The organism is Cupriavidus sp. 291-E7 (genome assembly GCF_057798835.1).
The window spans coordinates 1-16468 of sequence record NZ_JBYOJV010000027.1; the positions used below are offsets into that span (position 1 = coordinate 1).

The 16468-nt window shown below is 64.4% G+C and carries 17 protein-coding genes; 6 read left to right on the forward strand and 11 right to left on the reverse strand.

The annotated features are described in order from the left end of the window. Window positions 1-79: 79 nt before the first annotated feature. Window positions 80-1300: an ISL3 family transposase gene (locus AC3FLX_RS29950; RefSeq protein ID WP_488694692.1), complete on the forward strand. Its 1221-nt coding sequence runs from the start codon at window positions 80-82 to the stop codon at window positions 1298-1300. A 76-nt stretch (window positions 1301-1376) separates the two neighbouring features. Here AC3FLX_RS29950 and AC3FLX_RS29955 read toward each other — a convergent pair whose 3' ends face one another. Further along, entirely contained in the window at window positions 1377-2438 is a 1062-nt protein-coding gene (locus AC3FLX_RS29955; protein ID WP_488700970.1) for an SMP-30/gluconolactonase/LRE family protein, read from the reverse strand. 229 nt (window positions 2439-2667) lie between these two features. On the opposite strand from AC3FLX_RS29955, the gene serA reads away from it, so the two are divergent. Together serA and AC3FLX_RS29965 are read left to right on the forward strand one after the other, a co-directional pair. Further along, window positions 2668-3873, forward strand: a complete 1206-nt coding sequence (gene serA, locus AC3FLX_RS29960; RefSeq protein WP_488700971.1) for a phosphoglycerate dehydrogenase — start codon at window positions 2668-2670, stop codon at window positions 3871-3873. Window positions 3874-4040: 167 nt separating this feature from the next. Then, entirely contained in the window at window positions 4041-5024 is a 984-nt protein-coding gene (locus AC3FLX_RS29965; protein ID WP_488700972.1) for a tripartite tricarboxylate transporter substrate binding protein, read from the forward strand. An 80-nt stretch (window positions 5025-5104) separates the two neighbouring features. Here AC3FLX_RS29965 and AC3FLX_RS29970 read toward each other — a convergent pair whose 3' ends face one another. Beyond that, window positions 5105-5437 carry a DUF4148 domain-containing protein gene (locus AC3FLX_RS29970; RefSeq protein ID WP_488700973.1) on the reverse strand — a complete coding sequence of 111 codons (333 nt, stop codon included), beginning with the start codon at window positions 5435-5437 and terminating at the stop codon, window positions 5105-5107. 125 nt (window positions 5438-5562) lie between these two features. Beyond that, entirely contained in the window at window positions 5563-6102 is a 540-nt protein-coding gene (gene soxR, locus AC3FLX_RS29975) for a redox-sensitive transcriptional activator SoxR (RefSeq protein ID WP_488700974.1), read from the reverse strand. A 116-nt stretch (window positions 6103-6218) separates the two neighbouring features. Between soxR and AC3FLX_RS29980 the strand changes: the two genes are divergently transcribed. After that, a complete protein-coding gene (locus AC3FLX_RS29980; protein WP_488700975.1) occupies window positions 6219-6647 on the forward strand; it encodes a RidA family protein in 429 nt (142 codons plus the stop codon). A 443-nt stretch (window positions 6648-7090) separates the two neighbouring features. On the opposite strand, the gene AC3FLX_RS29985 is transcribed toward AC3FLX_RS29980, so the two are convergent. Continuing rightward, on the reverse strand, window positions 7091-8548 hold the full coding sequence (locus AC3FLX_RS29985; RefSeq protein ID WP_488700976.1) for a BON domain-containing protein: 1458 nt from the start codon (window positions 8546-8548) through the stop codon (window positions 7091-7093). 422 nt (window positions 8549-8970) lie between these two features. On the opposite strand from AC3FLX_RS29985, the gene AC3FLX_RS29990 reads away from it, so the two are divergent. Next, entirely contained in the window at window positions 8971-9456 is a 486-nt protein-coding gene (locus AC3FLX_RS29990) for a hypothetical protein (protein ID WP_488700977.1), read from the forward strand. Here the strand turns inward: AC3FLX_RS29990 and AC3FLX_RS29995 are convergent. Further along, window positions 9453-9965 carry a malto-oligosyltrehalose synthase gene (locus AC3FLX_RS29995; protein WP_488700978.1) on the reverse strand — a complete coding sequence of 171 codons (513 nt, stop codon included), beginning with the start codon at window positions 9963-9965 and terminating at the stop codon, window positions 9453-9455. The two genes, AC3FLX_RS29990 and AC3FLX_RS29995, sit on opposite strands and share 4 nt — an antisense overlap. A gap of 205 nt (window positions 9966-10170) precedes the next feature. On the opposite strand from AC3FLX_RS29995, the gene AC3FLX_RS30000 reads away from it, so the two are divergent. Then, entirely contained in the window at window positions 10171-10476 is a 306-nt protein-coding gene (locus AC3FLX_RS30000; protein WP_488700979.1) for a hypothetical protein, read from the forward strand. A 113-nt stretch (window positions 10477-10589) separates the two neighbouring features. Here the strand turns inward: AC3FLX_RS30000 and AC3FLX_RS30005 are convergent, their stop codons facing one another. The 6 genes from AC3FLX_RS30005 to AC3FLX_RS30030 form a co-directional block, all read right to left on the reverse strand. Continuing rightward, on the reverse strand, window positions 10590-11411 hold the full coding sequence (locus AC3FLX_RS30005) for a BON domain-containing protein (RefSeq protein ID WP_488700980.1): 822 nt from the start codon (window positions 11409-11411) through the stop codon (window positions 10590-10592). Between the two features lie 158 nt (window positions 11412-11569). Then, window positions 11570-12943 (reverse strand): MFS transporter, encoded by a 1374-nt coding sequence (locus AC3FLX_RS30010; protein ID WP_488701017.1) that lies wholly within the window; start codon window positions 12941-12943, stop codon window positions 11570-11572. Window positions 12944-13294: 351 nt separating this feature from the next. Further along, window positions 13295-13699: a short-chain fatty acid transporter gene (locus AC3FLX_RS30015; RefSeq protein ID WP_488700981.1), complete on the reverse strand. Its 405-nt coding sequence runs from the start codon at window positions 13697-13699 to the stop codon at window positions 13295-13297. A 168-nt stretch (window positions 13700-13867) separates the two neighbouring features. Then, window positions 13868-14215 (reverse strand): hypothetical protein, encoded by a 348-nt coding sequence (locus AC3FLX_RS30020; protein WP_488700982.1) that lies wholly within the window; start codon window positions 14213-14215, stop codon window positions 13868-13870. Window positions 14216-14311: 96 nt separating this feature from the next. Beyond that, window positions 14312-14839: a winged helix-turn-helix transcriptional regulator gene (locus AC3FLX_RS30025; RefSeq protein ID WP_488700983.1), complete on the reverse strand. Its 528-nt coding sequence runs from the start codon at window positions 14837-14839 to the stop codon at window positions 14312-14314. Between the two features lie 205 nt (window positions 14840-15044). Further along, window positions 15045-16202, reverse strand: coding sequence for a porin (locus AC3FLX_RS30030; RefSeq protein WP_488700984.1), 1158 nt, complete (start codon window positions 16200-16202; stop codon window positions 15045-15047). Window positions 16203-16468 lie beyond the last annotated feature (266 nt).

The following is a 16468-nucleotide window of genomic DNA, read 5'->3' on the forward strand; positions in this document are numbered from 1 at the left end:
GGTTCTTCGGAGAATTCCGGGGACTGAATTGCCACATTCCGTATCCTAATGGCCGTTAAGACGGCTGTTGAGGAACGGGATGCTGGATCGGAAGACGCTGCAGGCCTTGGGCTGCTGGGATGGCTACAGGCTGGATCGGGTGGTATGGCCTGAAGGGGAGAGCCGTACGCTGGCGCTGTACTTGAAGCCAGTCAGCAAGGTCATGTACTGCGAGGAATGCGGATCGAAGTGCCGGCAGGTCCATGAAACGGTGGTGCGGCGCGTGCGCGATCTTCCGCTGTTCGAGTACCGGGTGGTGCTGCATGTCCCCCGCAGGCGCGTCTGGTGCGATCAATGCGGGGGGCCGCGACTCGAGCGGCTCGAATGGCTTGGGCGCTACCAGCGTGTCACAGCCAGGCTGGCGCAGGCCTGCGGGCAGTTGCTGCGTCACTGCACGGTGCAGGCCGTGGCGGCTTTCTATGACCTGGGCTGGCATACCGTCAAGACGATCGACAAGGCGCGCCTGCGCGAGGCAGTCGTCGAGCCGGACTGGTCCAGCATCCGCTACCTGGCCATGGACGAATTCGCGCTGCACAAGGGCCATCGCTATGCGACGGTGGTGGTCGATCCGATTGGGCGGCAAGTGCTCTGGATCGGTCAGGGCCGCTCGCGCGAGACGGCGCGCGCCTTCTTTGCGCAACTCCCGGCAGGCGCGGCAGAGCGCATCGAGGCCGTTGCCATCGACATGACGACCGCCTATGAACTGGAGATCCGCGAGCATTGCCCGCAGGCTGAGGTGGTCTTCGACCTCTTCCACGTCGTGGCCAAGTACGGGCGCGAGGTGATCGACCGGGTCCGTGTAGATCAGGCCAACCGCCTGCGGCACGACCGTCCGGCCAGACGGGTACTCAAGTCCACGCGCTGGCTACTGCTGCGCAACAAGGAGAACCTGAGCGACCCTCAAGCCGTGCATCTGAACGAGGTGCTGCAGGCCAATCAGCCGTTGCTGACGGTCTACATCCTGAGAGACGAGCTCAAGCGGCTGTGGTTCTACCGCCGCCCGGGATGGGCGCAAAAGGCGTGGGAGCATTGGTGTGAACAGGCAAGCCAGAGCCGGATTCCGGCTCTCGAACTGTTCGCCCAGCGCCTGAAAGCCTATTGGCACGGCATCATCGCCCGATGCCGGCACCCGCTGAACACGAGCGTCGTAGAGGGCATCAACAACACCATCAAGGTCATCAAGCGTAGGGCCTACGGCTACCGCGACGAGGAATACTTCTTCCTGAAGATCAAGGCTGCCTTCCCCGGAATTCCTCGTTGAACCATAAAAAAGCCCCCGAGACCGCCTGGCCTCGGGGGCTTTCATTCGCCGTTGGGCGGCGGCGCGTCCGCGCCGTTCATACCGCGCCGCGGGTCTCCACATAGAGCGCGTAGACCGAGTGGCTGCTGGCCATATAAAGCCGGTTGCGCTTCGGGCCGCCAAAGCAGAGGTTCGGGCAGCGCTCGGGCAGGTGGATCTGGCCGATGGCCTTGCCTTGCGGATTGAACACGCGCACACCGTCGAGCTTCGACGGATCGGCGCCAGGCGCGCCGCTGCTGCCCCAGCCGGCCCAGATATTGCCGTCGACGTCGACCTTGAAGCCATCGAGCGCGCCGGGGCCGCCGGCATCGATCAGCTTGGTCTTGTTGCCGAGCTGGCCGTCGGCGCCCACGTCGTAGGCCCACATCACGCGGTATGGCTGGGCGCGCGATTCGATGACGTATAGCTTCTTTTCATCCGGCGAGAATGCCAGGCCGTTGGGACCATTGAGGTCGGCGATGACCTGCGTCACGCTATTGTCTTTGGGGTCGATCCGGTAGACGGCGTGCGGCAGCTCGGACGGAGCCTTGTCGCCTTCCCAGTCGCCGGCGATGCCGAAAGGCGGGTCCGTGAACCAGAGCGAGCCGTCGGACTTGCACACGATGTCGTTGGGCGAATTGAAACGCTTGCCTTGATAACGGTCGGCCAGCACCGTGATCGAACCGTCGTACTCGGTCCGCGTCACGCGGCGCGTCAGATGTTCGCAGCTGATCAGACGGCCCTGCCGGTCGCGGCAATGGCCATTGGTGAAATTGGCCGGGGAACGGAACACGCTCCACTGGTTCGACGTTTCATCGAACTTGATGATGCGGTTGTTCGGGATGTCCGAAAACAGCAGGTAGCGGCCGTCGGCAAAATACACCGGCCCTTCCACCCAGCGGAATCCAGTGGCCACCTGCTCCACCGTGGAACTGAACAGCCGGTACTTGCCAAAGCTCGGGTCCAGGATTTCGACCGCGGGATCGGGATAGCGCTGCGCGGGCTTGAATTCAAACGCCTGCGCCAGGGCCTGGCCGCTGGCCGCCGCCGCGCCTAAGGCCGCGCCCGTCTTGAGCAACTGGCGACGCCGGGCGTCAATGCCGGTCTTGTTCGATTCCATGATGTCTCCTCATTGGATGGTGGCGGGCCGTATCGACCCCTTATAGTTGTCCGACATCCTATGAGATTTTTGGCGTAGTGACAAGCACTTGTACGATGACATCAAGGCGCGGCATGCCTTGCCCACAACACCATCACGGGAAAGGGTCGGTGCTATTGTCTGTTTGTGCGCGTCCGGGACAGGACGCCTGATATGCCTTCTCAACTCTCCTGAAGCACGCCCGACTCTCATGGCAAGCGCTCTCCTACTCGAAAACATCCACGCCAGCGGCCAGCAACTGCTGGGCCGCCATCAGATCGACATCGCCACGCAATCCAAGGCGCTGGCTGGCGATGCCCTGCTGGCCGCCGTCCGCGATCACGACCTGCTTGGTATCCGCTCGGCCACCCACCTGACCGCCGAACACTTTGCCAATGCCCAGCGCCTGCTGACGGTGGGCTGCTTCTGCATCGGCACCTCGCAGGTGGATCTTGGCGCCGCCGCCCACGCCGGCATTCCCGTGTTCAATGCGCCGTTCTCGAATACGCGCTCCGTCGCGGAACTGGTGATTGGCCAGACCATCATGCTGATGCGCCGGATTCCGGAAAAAAGCCGCGCGGCGCATCAGGGCGAGTGGCAAAAATCGGCAAAGGGGTCGTTCGAGATCCGCGGCAAGACCGTGGCCGTGATCGGCTACGGCAATATCGGCGCGCAGGTGGGCATCCTGGCCGAGGCGATGGGCATGCGCGTGGTGTTCTATGACATCCGCCCGCGACTATCGATTGGCGGCGCGGTGCCGATGCATTCGCTGGAAGATGCGCTGGCCGCGGCCGATGTGGTGACCCTGCACGTACCTGCCACGCCGCAGACGCGCAACCTGCTCAACGCCAAGGCACTGGCGGCCATGCGGCCGGGCAGCATCCTGCTCAATGCATCGCGCGGCACGGTGGTCGACATCGACGCGCTGGCCAAGCTGCTGGACACCGGCCACATTGCCGGCGCGGCCATCGACGTATTCCCGGAAGAACCGCGCAGCAATACCGATCCGTTCGTCACGCCGCTGCAGGGCAAGCCCAACGTGATCCTGACCCCGCACGTGGGCGGCAGCACGGAGGAGGCCCAGGAGAACATCGGCGTGGAAGTGGCCACCAAGCTGGCTAATTTCCTGGAAACCGGCGCCACGATCGGGGCGGTGAATCTGCCACAGATCCAGCCCAATCCGCTGGATTCGCCGGCGCGGGTGCTGAACATCCACTACAACCGGCCCGGCACGCTGTCGCACCTGAACCAGGCGCTGGCCGAAATCGGCGCCAATATCGAAGCGCAGCAACTGCAAACCGAAGGCGACATCGGCTACGTAATCACCGATATCAGTCTGGTGCCGCCGGCCGGCTGGGCCGAAAAGCTGATGCAGCATGACGCCTTCATCCGTTCGCGCGTGATCGTGAACCGCTGAGCCGCCACGCCCGCATGCATTCTGCGCATGCGGGCGATGAAATCGGTGGATATGCCGCGCCTATGCGCGAAAGCCCGATAGCGGGCCGTCTCCTGCATTGTCATACTGCGCAAACAACCTCGCAGACCGGACATGACAGATCCGGCAGACAATCAGGAGACAACCTCATGCAAAGACGTCGCTTCTTCCGCGCCGCGCTGGCCGTATCCGGCCTTTCGCTGGCCGCATCGCTCGGCACGCACGCACTGGCTGCCGATGAATTCCCTACCCGTCCGATCCGGCTGATCGTTCCCTATGGCGCGGGCGGCGTGACCGACCAGGTAACGCGCGCACTGGCGGATGCCGCGGGGCGCGAGCTGGGCCAGTCGATCGTCGTGGAAAACAAGCCCGGCGTCAGCGGCACGCTCGGTGCCACGCAGATGGTCACGACGGAGGCGGACGGCTACACGCTCAGCATGGCACCCGTGGTGATCTTCCGGCTGCCGCATGTGCAGAAGATGCGCTATGACCCGGCCAAGGACCTGACTTACATCTCGATGATCGCGGACTACAACTTCGCGGTCGCGGTGAAGAAAGATGCGAAGTGGCAGACCATGCAGGAGCTGATCGCCGACGCCAAGGCCGACAAGAAAGGCATCAGCTACGGCACCACCGGCATCTACGGCAGCCAGCATCTGACGATTTCGGAGCTGGCGCGCGTGTCGCAATCGAACTGGACGCACGTACCGTACAAGGGCGACGCGGAAGCCATCACGGCGCTGCTGAGCGGCTCCTCCGATGTGGCCGTGCTGTCGAATACGCTGCTGCCGTATGTGCAGAATGGACAGATGCGCGTGCTGGCGACGCTATCTGAAAAACGCGCCGCCGACTTTCCGAATGCTCCGACGCTGAAGGAGATCGGCTATCCCGTATGGTCGAATTCGCCGTTCGGCATCATCGGCCCGGCGAACATGAAACCCGCCGTGGTGAAACGCCTCGACGAGGCATTCCGCAATGCGCTCAAGGACCCGAAGTTCCTGAACGTGACGCGCCAGTACGGCATGGTCACCAACTACATGGGGCCCGAGCAATATGCCGCCTATGCGCAGAAGGCCTTCAAGAGCGAGGGCGAGATCATCGCGCGGCTGGCGGAGGCAATGAAGAATCAGTAGCCGCGGAAAGCCTGGCCGCCGCATCGGCGGTGGCCAGGCTCAGGGCGCGCGGCGGGTTCATGGCAAACCGCTCCAGCCCATCAGGCCCCATCATAAAAAGGGCTGCGCGGCAAATCGATGCGCGGCACCGAGTTGGCGGCGTGCATCGACGCCTTTACCACCGGCTTGACCGTCTGCCCCGGCTGCTGCATGGCCTGCTCGGCCGCCACCTTGGCCTCGGCGGTCTGGATGTCGACCGGATAGTCGTCATCATTGCGGCCCGGATGATAGCCGGCCTTTTCCACGGCGATCAGGTCTGCCCGAACCTCGGCGCGTGTCACGGGCGCCTGGGCGGTCTGTACGCTCTGGGCAAACGACAGTGCGGGAACGGCCACGATAGCGGCGCCAATCAGCATCTTCTTCAGTGTGTTCATGATCTGCTCCTTGTTAGCAGTGGTTGCGAACAGGCTGAATCATGGACGCTAACCGCCAACCGCCTTTTTCAGAATGCACTGAGTTGTTGTGTTGTCACGGTCGGCGTTGCACCGGCGCGGCGGCATCAGCGCTTGGGCCGATGCGGGCAAGCGCCTTCTTCGACATGGGCGCCTGGCCCCTGTTGCGCCAGCACGTCCTGCGGATTACGCAGCGGACACGCCTTCAGCGAGAGACAGCCGCAGCCGATGCATCCGTCGATCTGGTCGCGCAGCATGATCAGCGTGTGAATTCGCGCGTTCAGATCGTCGCGCCATGCGGCGGACAGCCGGCGCCAGTCCGCCACGGTAGGCGCCTTGTTGCTCGGTAGCCGTTCGAACGCTTCGGCGATCGTCGACAACGGCAAGCCCATGCGCTGCGCCACACGGATCACGGCCAGCCGGCGCAGGATGCCACGCGGATAACGCCGCTGGTTGCCCGCGCTGCGCGAGCTGGAAATCAGCCCCTTCGATTCATAGAAATGCAATGCGGATACGGCGATGCCGCTGCGTTCGGCCACCTCGCCGATCGTCAACGGATCGCGTGCGCGCAAGGTACGCGCGGGACGGCCGGAAGCGGTACCCGAACCCTTGGCCGAGGCGGCGGCCGGAGTGGTGATCTTTGGCATCTGTTTCGTGCTGGTCGGCGGGAAAGCCCTGATTCACGCAATGGTATCGCACTCGTGCTTGACCTCAAGTGCACTTGAGGTCTGATACTTGCGCGACTTTCACTCAGGACCCCGCCATGCTGCTTGAATCGCCCCGCGCCCCCTACCTGCAGTTCATGAATCCGCCCGACCTCTACGACCCCAAGCTCAATGGGTATTCCCACGTGGCCGTCGCCAACCGGCCGGCGAAGATCGTCTTCGCCGCGGGCCAGGGTGGCGAGGATATGTGCGGCGGACTCCGCGCCGACTTTTCCGCCCAGGTGACGCAGGCATTGGCCAACCTGCGGGTCGCCTTGCAGGCGGCCGGCGCCGACATTCCAGACGTGGCCAAGGTGACAGTGCTGATCGTCGACCACTCGATGGAACGACTGGCGATTTTCAGCCGTGCCTGGCAGGCGCTGCTGGGCGAGTGGCCGGCGCCGGCTTGCACGCTCATACCGGTGCCCCGCCTGGCGCTGGACGGCATGCTGTTCGAGATCGAAGCCATCGCGGTCCTGCCGGAATAAGCGGCACCGTCACGCACAAGCGGAAAGCGGCAACCGTATGAAGGTTTTCAACCTTCAAGAACGGTTGTCGACCGGTGGCGCGTCGGGGTCTCGGCCGCCGGGGTCCAGCGACTCCTCGCCGCCCGCTCCCGACGACATCTCTCCACGCCCGGTCTTACGGTCGTTCGCTCGCTCCTCATCGGAGGCACGGCGCGCGGCCATCGGGTCGCGCTCTTCCCTGGCGTCCGCCGGACGCGTGCTTTCCCTTTCCTGCTGTGCCGTGCTGGTTTCCTGTGAGTCGTGGGTACGCCGTCTATCTCGGTTGCGACGGCGTCGGGTACCTGCGTAGGCGAAAGGCATGAGCATCTCCTTGTTGGAATGGGCAATTAGCGGATGCGCGTGCTGAGCACGTGCATCGGCGCGACAGCTACCGAACTGCGGCGCCGATGCGGACGAAAATGGCGTCAGCTCCCTGTCCTGCCAGGGGTAGTGCCGCTGCCATAGCTGCCGGACGACAGGCCGCTGCCCAGGCTGCCCGTGCTGCTTGGGCTGCCCGCAGCGCTGGATGGTGTGCTGCTGGCCTGGCCGGACGGACTTTGCGACAAACCGCTGGCGCCAGCACGGCCACTGCTTGATCCGGATTCGCGCAATTCGCGCGATTCGCGGGCGACGCGAATCTGGTTGTGCACGTCCTTTACGCCAAAGACGTCGTCGGTCATGTCTTCGATGCGGTATTTCTGCTGGCGGTCCTGCACGGTGCCGCTTAGCGTCACCACGCCATTGGAAACGGACACCTCCACTTCGCGCACATCGACCCGGCTGCTCATCGCCAGACGCTCGCACAGGTCTTCGCGAATGCGTTCGTCCGAACGCTGATAACCCTTGGGGCCGGCACGTTGCGCACGGCGCGCCGAGGCGGAGCCGCCCGCGCCACCGTAACCTCGGTTCAGGTCACGATTCAGGTCGCTGCGCTCGCTGGCGCCGGTGAAGTGTTCGTACGCGCGTTCGTCCGGGTCATATCCTCCGGCACCGGTGCGGCTGGCGATGCCCGAGCCGGCCGCGGGTCGCTCGCGCCGTTCATGTTCATCGAGCCAGTCGGATGCGGCGCGGCGCTGCCAGCTGCGATAGCTCTGGCCCGCGGGCGGTTCGTTCGCACCGTAGTCCGACACACCGTAGCCGCCGCGATAGTGCGTGCGCATGTCGGCCTCGGAGCCGGCCGGCCCTTCCCAATCGTTGCCCCACGATGGTCGATTAGCCCACGACTGGCGGCCACCCGACTCACGGCCCTGCGACTCCCGTCCGCGCTGCCAACTGCCTTGCTGCGGGCTCTGGCCGCCCCGTGCCGGCCGGTCCCAGCCTCCACGGCCCTGCGCCCATTCGTCGCGCTGACTGCCTTGCTGACTCGACCACTCGCTGCCGCGCCCCGCGCGACCTTCCTGATGCCAATCGCCCCAACGCTCGCGCTCCTGACGCCCTTGCGGCGGATAGCGCTCGCTGGTATCCCGGCCATACGGCTGGGCTTGGCGGCCCTCGCCATACTCACCGTAGCGGCCTTCTCCAAAGCTCTCGTCGCCGCGCCTGCTCTGGCTTTCGTAGCCACCATATCCACTGGACCCACTGGACGAAGACACGCTCGACGTGCCCGACGAGCGTTGCCCGCGCCAGGCGCTACCGCCAGGCTGCTGGCCACTGCTGCCTTGCCAGTCGCTTCCCGCGCCGGGCTGCGAGGCACCGTGCCCCTGCCAATCGCCGCTGCCCTGCTGCCGGTGCGTAAGCCAGTCACCGCCGCTATAGGCTTCCTGCTGGCGCTGACGGCTACCTTGCGTGCGACGTTCGTCACGGTCCTCACGATCGTCGCTTTCCGTGCCGTAGTTGCCAAAGCGGTCGTCGGAGCCACTGCCCCTGTTGTTCCCCTGGTTCATGAGCGTCTCCAGTTCATGGGTCAATACAGATGGAGCGACGCAAATTCCATACCGCACCCGGATGGGGGGGCCCGGGATGCGCGCGGCGCGCCACGGCGCGCACGCCCGACGTGGACCGCACTGGGCCTCCCAGCGGTCTGATTTACATGACCATATAAATCCTGCCGACGTTGCCAAAACCGTAAGACGCGGCCGTAAGGCGCTTCAGTCACAGCCACGCAAGCGGACCTGCCTTTTCACGGTGCCTCCCCCGCATCGGAGGTCCGCGCGCGGCGCGCCGCACGCAAGCCAGCCGGCTTCATGCGGCGTGTTTTTTGCTTGTTTGTCTTCCGGTCTGCAAGATTTTCAGATCGCGCACGGGTCTGATTGCCCCGCCTCGCCGCGTGGGTCGCCTACATTGAATGCATGAACCGGAGACGTACATGGACGCACTGACCACCACGCTGGCGCGGCTCAGCCGCCACGCCATGCAGTGTGCGGAAGCGCTGTCGGCCGTGGCAGCAGCCGCGTCGGATCCCCAAATACGGGCCGTGCTTTCGCACCGTGCCAACATGCAGCGCTGCGCGGCCGTCGAACTGGCATCCCGCGCGGATGCGGCTGGCGATGGCGGCCAGGGCCAGTCGCCGGCACTGGGCGGGCGTCGTGAGCCGCCCCACGTGCCGCCGCCCGCCGAGGTGGGCGAACTGCCGCTGCTACGCCATGCCGCGCAACAGGCAGGCCGCGCTGCAGCGGCCTACGGCGAACTGTTGCGCGAACCTCTCCCCGATGCGGAACTGCGTCTGCTGCTGGCGCATTACTACCGTGGCGCTTCAGAACTGCAGCGCCTGCTGGAGCAACGGGCGACGGAATTCGCGCCGGCCCGCGCGGCGGGCACGGGCGCGCGGCGCATGGTGCCGCCGCTTCACTAGGCCTGACGGCGCGCAGTCAGTTCCTGCTGCGGCAGGTATGGGCGAATGACCAGCGCCACATAGTCCTGGTCATCGGGATTGACCACCAGATAAACCAGCCCGGACATCACCAGCGCCACCTCTCCAAGCTGCGCGGCGATGCGCGCGGCCACAAAGTATTGCAGCAGATTCGGATCGACAGTGGCATCGATGGCCCGGGCAGCCGTGCGGATCGTCGTCATGCATTGCTCGACCACACGGCAGACCACGATGACCTCGTCCAGCGCGTAGCCAGTTTGCGCGGCGCGCACCAGCACCGACACCCCTTCGCTGGTATGGGCGCGATGCCAGCCGGGCTTGGCGGCGAAATCGGGCAACGTGAACTTGGCACCCAGTTCCTGGGCCACCACATTGAACTGCTGGGCAAAGTCGTGCGGGCTGATGGCCAGCAGTTGCTTTTCAACGGGCGTGGAGGATACGGCCACTGAGGACGCTACGCTGAGCGTAGCCAGGACGGCGGTCAGGTTCATCGTTATCTCCCTCGCACGATGCTTCCCTTGCTGCAGCAATACCCGTTCCAGCCTCTTTGGGTGGATCGGACTGCTGTACTGTGGCGGTCCCCTGAAACCACTATAGGCGCCGGCTCCGGGCGGCGGGGAAATCTGGCGTCATAGCCAGCCACTGGCACGCAACTTGCCGCCTTCCTGGGTGAGTACGCAGACAACAGGAGGCACGATGAGCAAGACCCAACGACACAGTCAGCCAGACGACACGGCAGAGACCAGCGACACGGACGAACCGCAAGGCATTCCTAGCACGCTGGACCCAAGCCTTGATTCAGAAGCGACCGACGATATCGAAAAGGAACTCGGCGACATTGCGCGCGCACGCCATGAACCACCCGAGGACGAGATCCCCGAGGACGAGATTTTCGAAGAAGTGCGCCGCGCCGCCGAGGAATTGCCCGCGGATACGCCGGTCGACCGGGCCGACCAGACTGACAAGCGGATGGAGAATCCGCCCAGCGCCAAGGACCTGTAGGGGCGAAAGCACCGATAGCGCCACTAGCACCGCTAGCGACACCGGATCGGTGCATAGCAAAAAGCCCCGGCATGGCCGGGGCTTCGCAGGCGGGTGGTCCGGGAGCGCCGCGTTTATTCTGAAGCCAGCACGCCAAACGGGCGCACGTGGATCTGGTTGACCACGTCGGAGACACCGTACGTGTCATCGACGATGTCCTCGACCTCGTATTTCATGCGACGGTTGTCGACGGTGCCGGTCAGCGTAACCACGCCACCGGCAACTGCGACGGTGATGTCACTGACATCGAGCGTCTGGGCATGGGTCAGGCGTTCGCAGACCTCTTCCCGGATGCGTTCATCCGAGCGCGTGTAGTTCTTCGGCCCGGCTGGACGCGGCCCGTTCGCGTAAGGTCCGCGCCGCTCCACCGCTTCGCCCAGGCGCGGGCGCTGCCGGAAATTGCGGCCCGATTCCACGCCATAGTCCTCATACCCGGTTTCATAGTTGCCGCGCGTGCCGGCCCAGCGCTCGTCCGACCCTGGCATCGGGCGTCCGGATGCCCGCGCGCCCGCGTCATAGCCATCCTCGTAGCCGCTGCTATATGCACTGACGTAGCCGGGGCTATGCGGCGAACTTTCATCAACCGCTTCGTCATAGGTTGTGCGGCCGGGGTAATACACGGCGGCGCCCCGTGAGCGCCAGCCACCGCTCAGCTGCGCGGTTCGACCCTGGCGCCATGCCCCACGATTGCCTGGGTCTTCGTTTCGCCACCGTGAACCGCCATCGTCATTGGCGTCGTAAGGATAGCGTTCGATTGCGTTGCCATAACGCCCTGCGGAAAGGTCGCGGCGGCGCCAGTGTCGATCGTCGCCAGGCACGTAGCCATAACCCTCCTCATAGCCTCCGTATTGCTGATCGGGCCTACGGCGACGGCCGTAGTCGTCTGATCGGTTCATTGCCTTGCCTCCGTGAAGCCGGGGCGTCACACGCCCCCATGCAAACAAGGCGGGCAAGTTTCATACCGATGCCCGGCACCATGAAAAATGGCGCCGGAGACACCGGCGCCATGCAGTTTCTACAAGACCTGCGCGCAGGGATTGCGCGCGCGATTTGCCTATGACGATTTGCCGGCGCCCTGCATCGCGGCACTGTCGGCGCTGTGCGGTGTGACGAGCCGCAGCCAGCTTGCCACTGCCGCCGCGGCGGCAAAGCCTGCACCAAGCCCGAGCGCCAGCGTGGGGCCATGCGCGCCAGCCAGGCCAAACGACAGCGCGACCAGTGCCGCGCCCGTGGCCTGTCCCAGCAGACGCGCCGTCGCCACCACACCGCTGGCACCCCCCGCGCGCTCGCGCGGCGCGCTGGCCATCAGCGCCTTCAGGTTGGGCGACTGGAAGAAGCCGAAGCCTGCACCACAGATCGCCATGCGGATGCCGATGTTCAGGACGCTGGCATCGGTCGGCATCATGGCCAACGACGCCATGCCCGCCGCCATGATCGCCAGGCCGATACCACCGAGCAGGCCGGGTGGATAACGGTCGGACAGCCGGCCAGCGATCGGCGCCATCACCGCCACCACGGCCGACCACGGCGTCAGCAGGAAGCCCGTTTCCACGGGATTGCGGCCCAGCACGTGCTCGAAGTAGAACGGCAGCGACACAAACGCCAGACCCTGGGCGGCAAACGAACATACCGCAGTGGCCGTGGACAACGCAAACATCGGGCGCTTGAGCAGGTCCACCGGCAGCATGGGTGCCGGATGTCCGCGCTCACGGCGCAGCAGCAGCACGAACGCGATCAGGAACACGGCCGCCGCCGCCACCACATACTCGGTGGGCTCGCGCTGCACGCCCTCGCCCAGCGCAAAGATCAGCGCGGCAAAGGTGATGGCGTTCAGGATCGCGGCCACGGGGTCGAAACCGTGCTGACTGCGTTTGGTCTCCGGCAGCGACGGCCAGGCCATGAACAGCGCCAACAGGCCGATCGGCAGGTTCACGGCAAACAACCACGGCCACGACCCAAAGGAAAGAATGACCGACGCCACGGTCGGCCCCACAGCGAATGACACACCGACGATCAGCGCGTTAAGGCCAACGCCCCGCCCCAGCCGATGAATCGGAAAAATGGCACTGATCAGCGCGGTGTTCACACTCATCACAGCCGCCGCGCCAATGCCCTGCAGCAGGCGCGCCGCCGCCAGGGACGGCAGCGACCAGGCCATCGCACAGATGACCGACGACACGATGAAAACGACCACGCCGCCCATGTAGATGCGCCGATGGCCGAGCACGCCGCCCAGCGCCGCAAACGGCAGCAGCGTGGCCACCATCGCGAGCTGGTAGGCGTTGATGATCCAGACCGATGCCGCGGGCGTGCTGTTCAGATCCGCGGCGATGTTCGGTAGTGCGGTGTTGGCGATGGCCGTGTCGAGGGTGGCCAGTGACACCGCAATCATGATCGCGGCCATCGCGCGCTTTTCGCGCGGGGTCATCGGGCTGTCTGCAGGGGGGACTGACGCGGTCGCGGCGGGCGTGCCGCCTTCGGCGGCCTGGCTTGCGGGGTTCTGCACGATATCGATCCGGGGGCGGCTGGTACGCATGGGAGCGATGCAAATGACGCGGCAATTATTGCAACGTCAAGCATCCAGATCGAGACAATACGACAAAACGCCGCCGCGTGCTGGCCCGCAATTCGGGGAACGGGGGTGGAATCAGCCGGCGAATGGCCCGATGTGGCGGGCAAAGCGGCCTGAACAGCAGAGATTGGCCTGCGATCTTTTCGAAACGCAGGCCAATATCACTTAAATGGAATGAAACGGAAACGGAAGCGGGAGCGCCGACGCTCAGTGCGCGCCGTACTTCATCTGCACGTCATCTACGCGCTGGGTGCGGAAGTTGTAGAGGCAGGTGTAGCGGAATCCCATCGCTTCGTCGCTGGCGTCCGGCTCGAATGTGCCTTCGCCGCTGATAGACGTCTGGTTGGCGGTTTGCTGGGTGATCCGTTCGCGGTCCGGCATCATCATGACGCTGCCCGGTTGCGGATAACGCATCTTGACCGCGTCGGCCACCCGCTTTTCGCAGGCATTGCCGGCGGCATCGAGCTGGGCGCGGCTGACACCGCCTTGTGGCGACGTGATTGTGGTGGGAGCTTGCGGCGTGCGTTGCGGCGCTGGTGGCGGCATCGGCGAGCTGGCGCAGCCAGCCAGCGTCAGGGCCAGAGCCAGGGCCGTAACGGCGGAATTTTGCATCGAAAAACGTGGCATCAGGTCTATCCGGAGTCGGCGGGAAACCGTCGGAGGACGGGCTGCAGGTCTTTGGACTCTATGACAGAAATGCTTCCGGAGCAACCTGACTGGATCAAGCCCGGACTTTGCCGTCGCCGGATTTTCCCGTCGATTGCCACGCTGGCTTCGCTTCTATTGCGCCCCCGACGGCGCTGCCGGCAATGCCGCGCGCTTGGCTTTAACTCGGGAAATTTCGGCCAGTTGCGCCTCAAATTCCTCGATCTTGCACGCTTCCGCCTCACTCAGCTTGCTGCGATCGACGTGTGCCAGCAGCACGCCGAGCGCGTCCCCGATCTTGCCAAGCTGATTGCCGTACGAGCCAACCTCGTCGAGGATGCGTGCCTCGAGCTCGGGGTTGGTGCTGCGCCCCAGGTTGATATTGATGAGTCCGAACTGGCCACCGACATTGCGGACAAACCAGTTCCACGGATTGATCGACTGGATCACGTCGCCGGACAGCGGCAGGCGGAAATCGGGCATGGCAGGCTCCTACTGGGCAGGTGAGGTCTCGCAAAATCACCAGAGTAGGATGTGCGGCCGCCATATGCCAGCGGCCAGGGCATCAGGTGCCAACTATCAGGCGGCTGGAACCTTGGGCTGCGCGGGATTGGTCATGTGGGATGCCGCCGATGACAACCGCTCCCGCGTGCGGTCGTCCGCCGCTGGCCCCGCGCGCACCACGTGCCGTTTGCCCATCTGCAGCGGCTCGCCGCTGGCGGCATCCACCAGCATCGGTTCCACGATCTTGCCGGTTTCGCGGTCGACGATCTGCACGCTGGCGCCTTCGGGCGCGAAATTGCGGTTGCCCCAGGCCAGCAGCGACAGCAGTACGGGCCGAAAATCGCGCCCGCACTCGGTCAGCACGTATTCGTATCGCGGCGGCCGTTCGGAATATTGGCGCTTTTCCAGCAAGCCTTCCTCGACCAGGCCATTGAGCCGCCGCGTGAGCATGTTCGGCGCGATATCGAGATTGCGCTGGAATTCGTCAAAGCGCTTCGTGCCGTAGAACGCATCGCGCAGAATCAGAATGCTCCACCATTCGCCCACGCGCTCCAGGCTGCGGGCAATCGGGCATTGCAGGTTGCGGAATGTCTTGCGTTGCATGTGTATCGGCCCTCGTCTTCGTGGTGCATTCGGAATCCGATGTCGATGATACTCACCTTTCGGCGCATATTCCGTAAAGACGGCCGCCGGCCCCCATGAAAAAAGGCGCCGCAACCCTTTGGCTGCGGCGCCGCAATGCCTGCGCGTAGTGGAGTCCGCGCCGGCCCCTCGCTTGCGTTGCAAATGCCGGGCGACCCTGTGCCCGTCAGAAGATATGGCGCATGCCCAGCGAAATACCAAGCTGGCTATTGGAATCAGGCGTCTTGTAGTAAACCTGCGATGTCGATGGCAGATAGCCGACGGACTGCCCATTGGGCAGGTACGCGATGTTGTCCCAGTTCAGTGACGCATTGCGCGCGTAGTTCACCGCAAAAAACACATCGGTTCGCTTGGAAAGGCTGTAATCGGCCAGCGCCAGATACTGTTGCGGGTTCTTCGGATTGGTCGAGACGCCGTTGATGCGGGCGGCCTTGATGTCATCGTAGTAATAGGCCAGCGTCAGGCGCAGCGCGGCCGTGGCGTCCCAGCTCACGCCCGCCCAGTACATATCGTCGCGGTGCGGCAGCAGCGTCGGCGTGCCGGTGGACGGTGCGACCGAATTGCCCCAGCGATAGCCCGCGACCATCTTGACCTGCCCCAGCCGGTAGCTGCCGCCGAACATGGCGCGCATGTCGCGGCCATAGTCGTTCGAACCCGATGTCCCGGTCGCCTGCGCGGCGTTGAGCGACTTTACTTCGTCATAGGCCGCTGCCAGCCCAAGCGGTCCGTTGTTGTACTGCACGCCCACGCCGTAGGCCGAGCCTGACGCGAATGTGCCCGAGCGCTCACCGAACGACCAGTGCGCCATCGCGGTGATAGGGCCGAACGTGCCCTGGTACTGCACCATGTTGTTCTCGCGGAAGTTCGGCCCCGCGATACCGACAACCGGCTCAAACTCCGGCGCATAGGCCACCGGCGTGAAGCTGCCCATCGTCAGGAACGCGGACGTGTACTGGCGGCCAAAGGTGACCTTGCCCCACTGGTTCTGCAAGCCCACGAACGCCTGGCGGCCGAACAGCAGCCCGCCGTTGCCCATCTTGCCGTCGTCGGTATTGAACTGGTTTTCCAGCACGAACAGGCTCTTCAGCCCGCCGCCGAGGCCTTCAATGCCGCGCAGGCCGAAACGCGATTGCGCGATGCCCGACGAGTTCATGAACACCGTCGAACCGCTACCCGGCGCCAGCACACCGTTGCTGGTGTTCTGCACGTGGTTGACGTACTGGATGCTCGAGGTAACGACGCCATAGAGCGTCACGGACGATTGCGCCCAGGCGGCTGGCGCAAGCAGTGCGCCGGCGATGGCAGCGAACAGCGTCTTCTTCATTTGTTGTGGTTCCGAGAAGTGGTGGCTGGTGGCGCCAGTGGTCTCCTCCATCCAGCGCCCGAATGCGATCGTCTTCGATCACGTCACGCCAAATTAATCCCGCGTATTAATCTGACATGGACCGCAGGCTAACGGCATCCAGGCGTTCAGTTAGTTAGGACTTTCCCCAACAAAGCACGTATTTCAAGAAAATACGATGCAGGAAAGATGTAGGACATCGGATTTTTCCGTATCCTTGCGAGGCTTTCATTTTGATAACGACAAGC

Excerpts from the sequence above, each read along its gene's own strand:
- AC3FLX_RS29950 (WP_488694692.1), top strand. The coding sequence starts at position 80 with ATGCTGGATCGGAAGACGCTGCAGGCCTTGGGCTGCTGGGATGGCTAC.
- AC3FLX_RS29955 (WP_488700970.1), bottom strand. The coding sequence starts at position 2,438 with ATGGAATCGAACAAGACCGGCATTGACGCCCGGCGTCGCCAGTTGCTC.
- serA (WP_488700971.1), top strand. The coding sequence starts at position 2,668 with ATGGCAAGCGCTCTCCTACTCGAAAACATCCACGCCAGCGGCCAGCAA.
- AC3FLX_RS29965 (WP_488700972.1), top strand. The coding sequence starts at position 4,041 with ATGCAAAGACGTCGCTTCTTCCGCGCCGCGCTGGCCGTATCCGGCCTT.
- AC3FLX_RS29970 (WP_488700973.1), bottom strand. The coding sequence starts at position 5,437 with ATGAACACACTGAAGAAGATGCTGATTGGCGCCGCTATCGTGGCCGTT.
- soxR (WP_488700974.1), bottom strand. The coding sequence starts at position 6,102 with ATGCCAAAGATCACCACTCCGGCCGCCGCCTCGGCCAAGGGTTCGGGT.
- AC3FLX_RS29980 (WP_488700975.1), top strand. The coding sequence starts at position 6,219 with ATGCTGCTTGAATCGCCCCGCGCCCCCTACCTGCAGTTCATGAATCCG.
- AC3FLX_RS29985 (WP_488700976.1), bottom strand. The coding sequence starts at position 8,548 with ATGAACCAGGGGAACAACAGGGGCAGTGGCTCCGACGACCGCTTTGGC.
- AC3FLX_RS29990 (WP_488700977.1), top strand. The coding sequence starts at position 8,971 with ATGGACGCACTGACCACCACGCTGGCGCGGCTCAGCCGCCACGCCATG.
- AC3FLX_RS29995 (WP_488700978.1), bottom strand. The coding sequence starts at position 9,965 with ATGAACCTGACCGCCGTCCTGGCTACGCTCAGCGTAGCGTCCTCAGTG.
- AC3FLX_RS30000 (WP_488700979.1), top strand. The coding sequence starts at position 10,171 with ATGAGCAAGACCCAACGACACAGTCAGCCAGACGACACGGCAGAGACC.
- AC3FLX_RS30005 (WP_488700980.1), bottom strand. The coding sequence starts at position 11,411 with ATGAACCGATCAGACGACTACGGCCGTCGCCGTAGGCCCGATCAGCAA.
- AC3FLX_RS30010 (WP_488701017.1), bottom strand. The coding sequence starts at position 12,943 with ATGACCCCGCGCGAAAAGCGCGCGATGGCCGCGATCATGATTGCGGTG.
- AC3FLX_RS30015 (WP_488700981.1), bottom strand. The coding sequence starts at position 13,699 with ATGCAAAATTCCGCCGTTACGGCCCTGGCTCTGGCCCTGACGCTGGCT.
- AC3FLX_RS30020 (WP_488700982.1), bottom strand. The coding sequence starts at position 14,215 with ATGCCCGATTTCCGCCTGCCGCTGTCCGGCGACGTGATCCAGTCGATC.
- AC3FLX_RS30025 (WP_488700983.1), bottom strand. The coding sequence starts at position 14,839 with ATGCAACGCAAGACATTCCGCAACCTGCAATGCCCGATTGCCCGCAGC.
- AC3FLX_RS30030 (WP_488700984.1), bottom strand. The coding sequence starts at position 16,202 with ATGAAGAAGACGCTGTTCGCTGCCATCGCCGGCGCACTGCTTGCGCCA.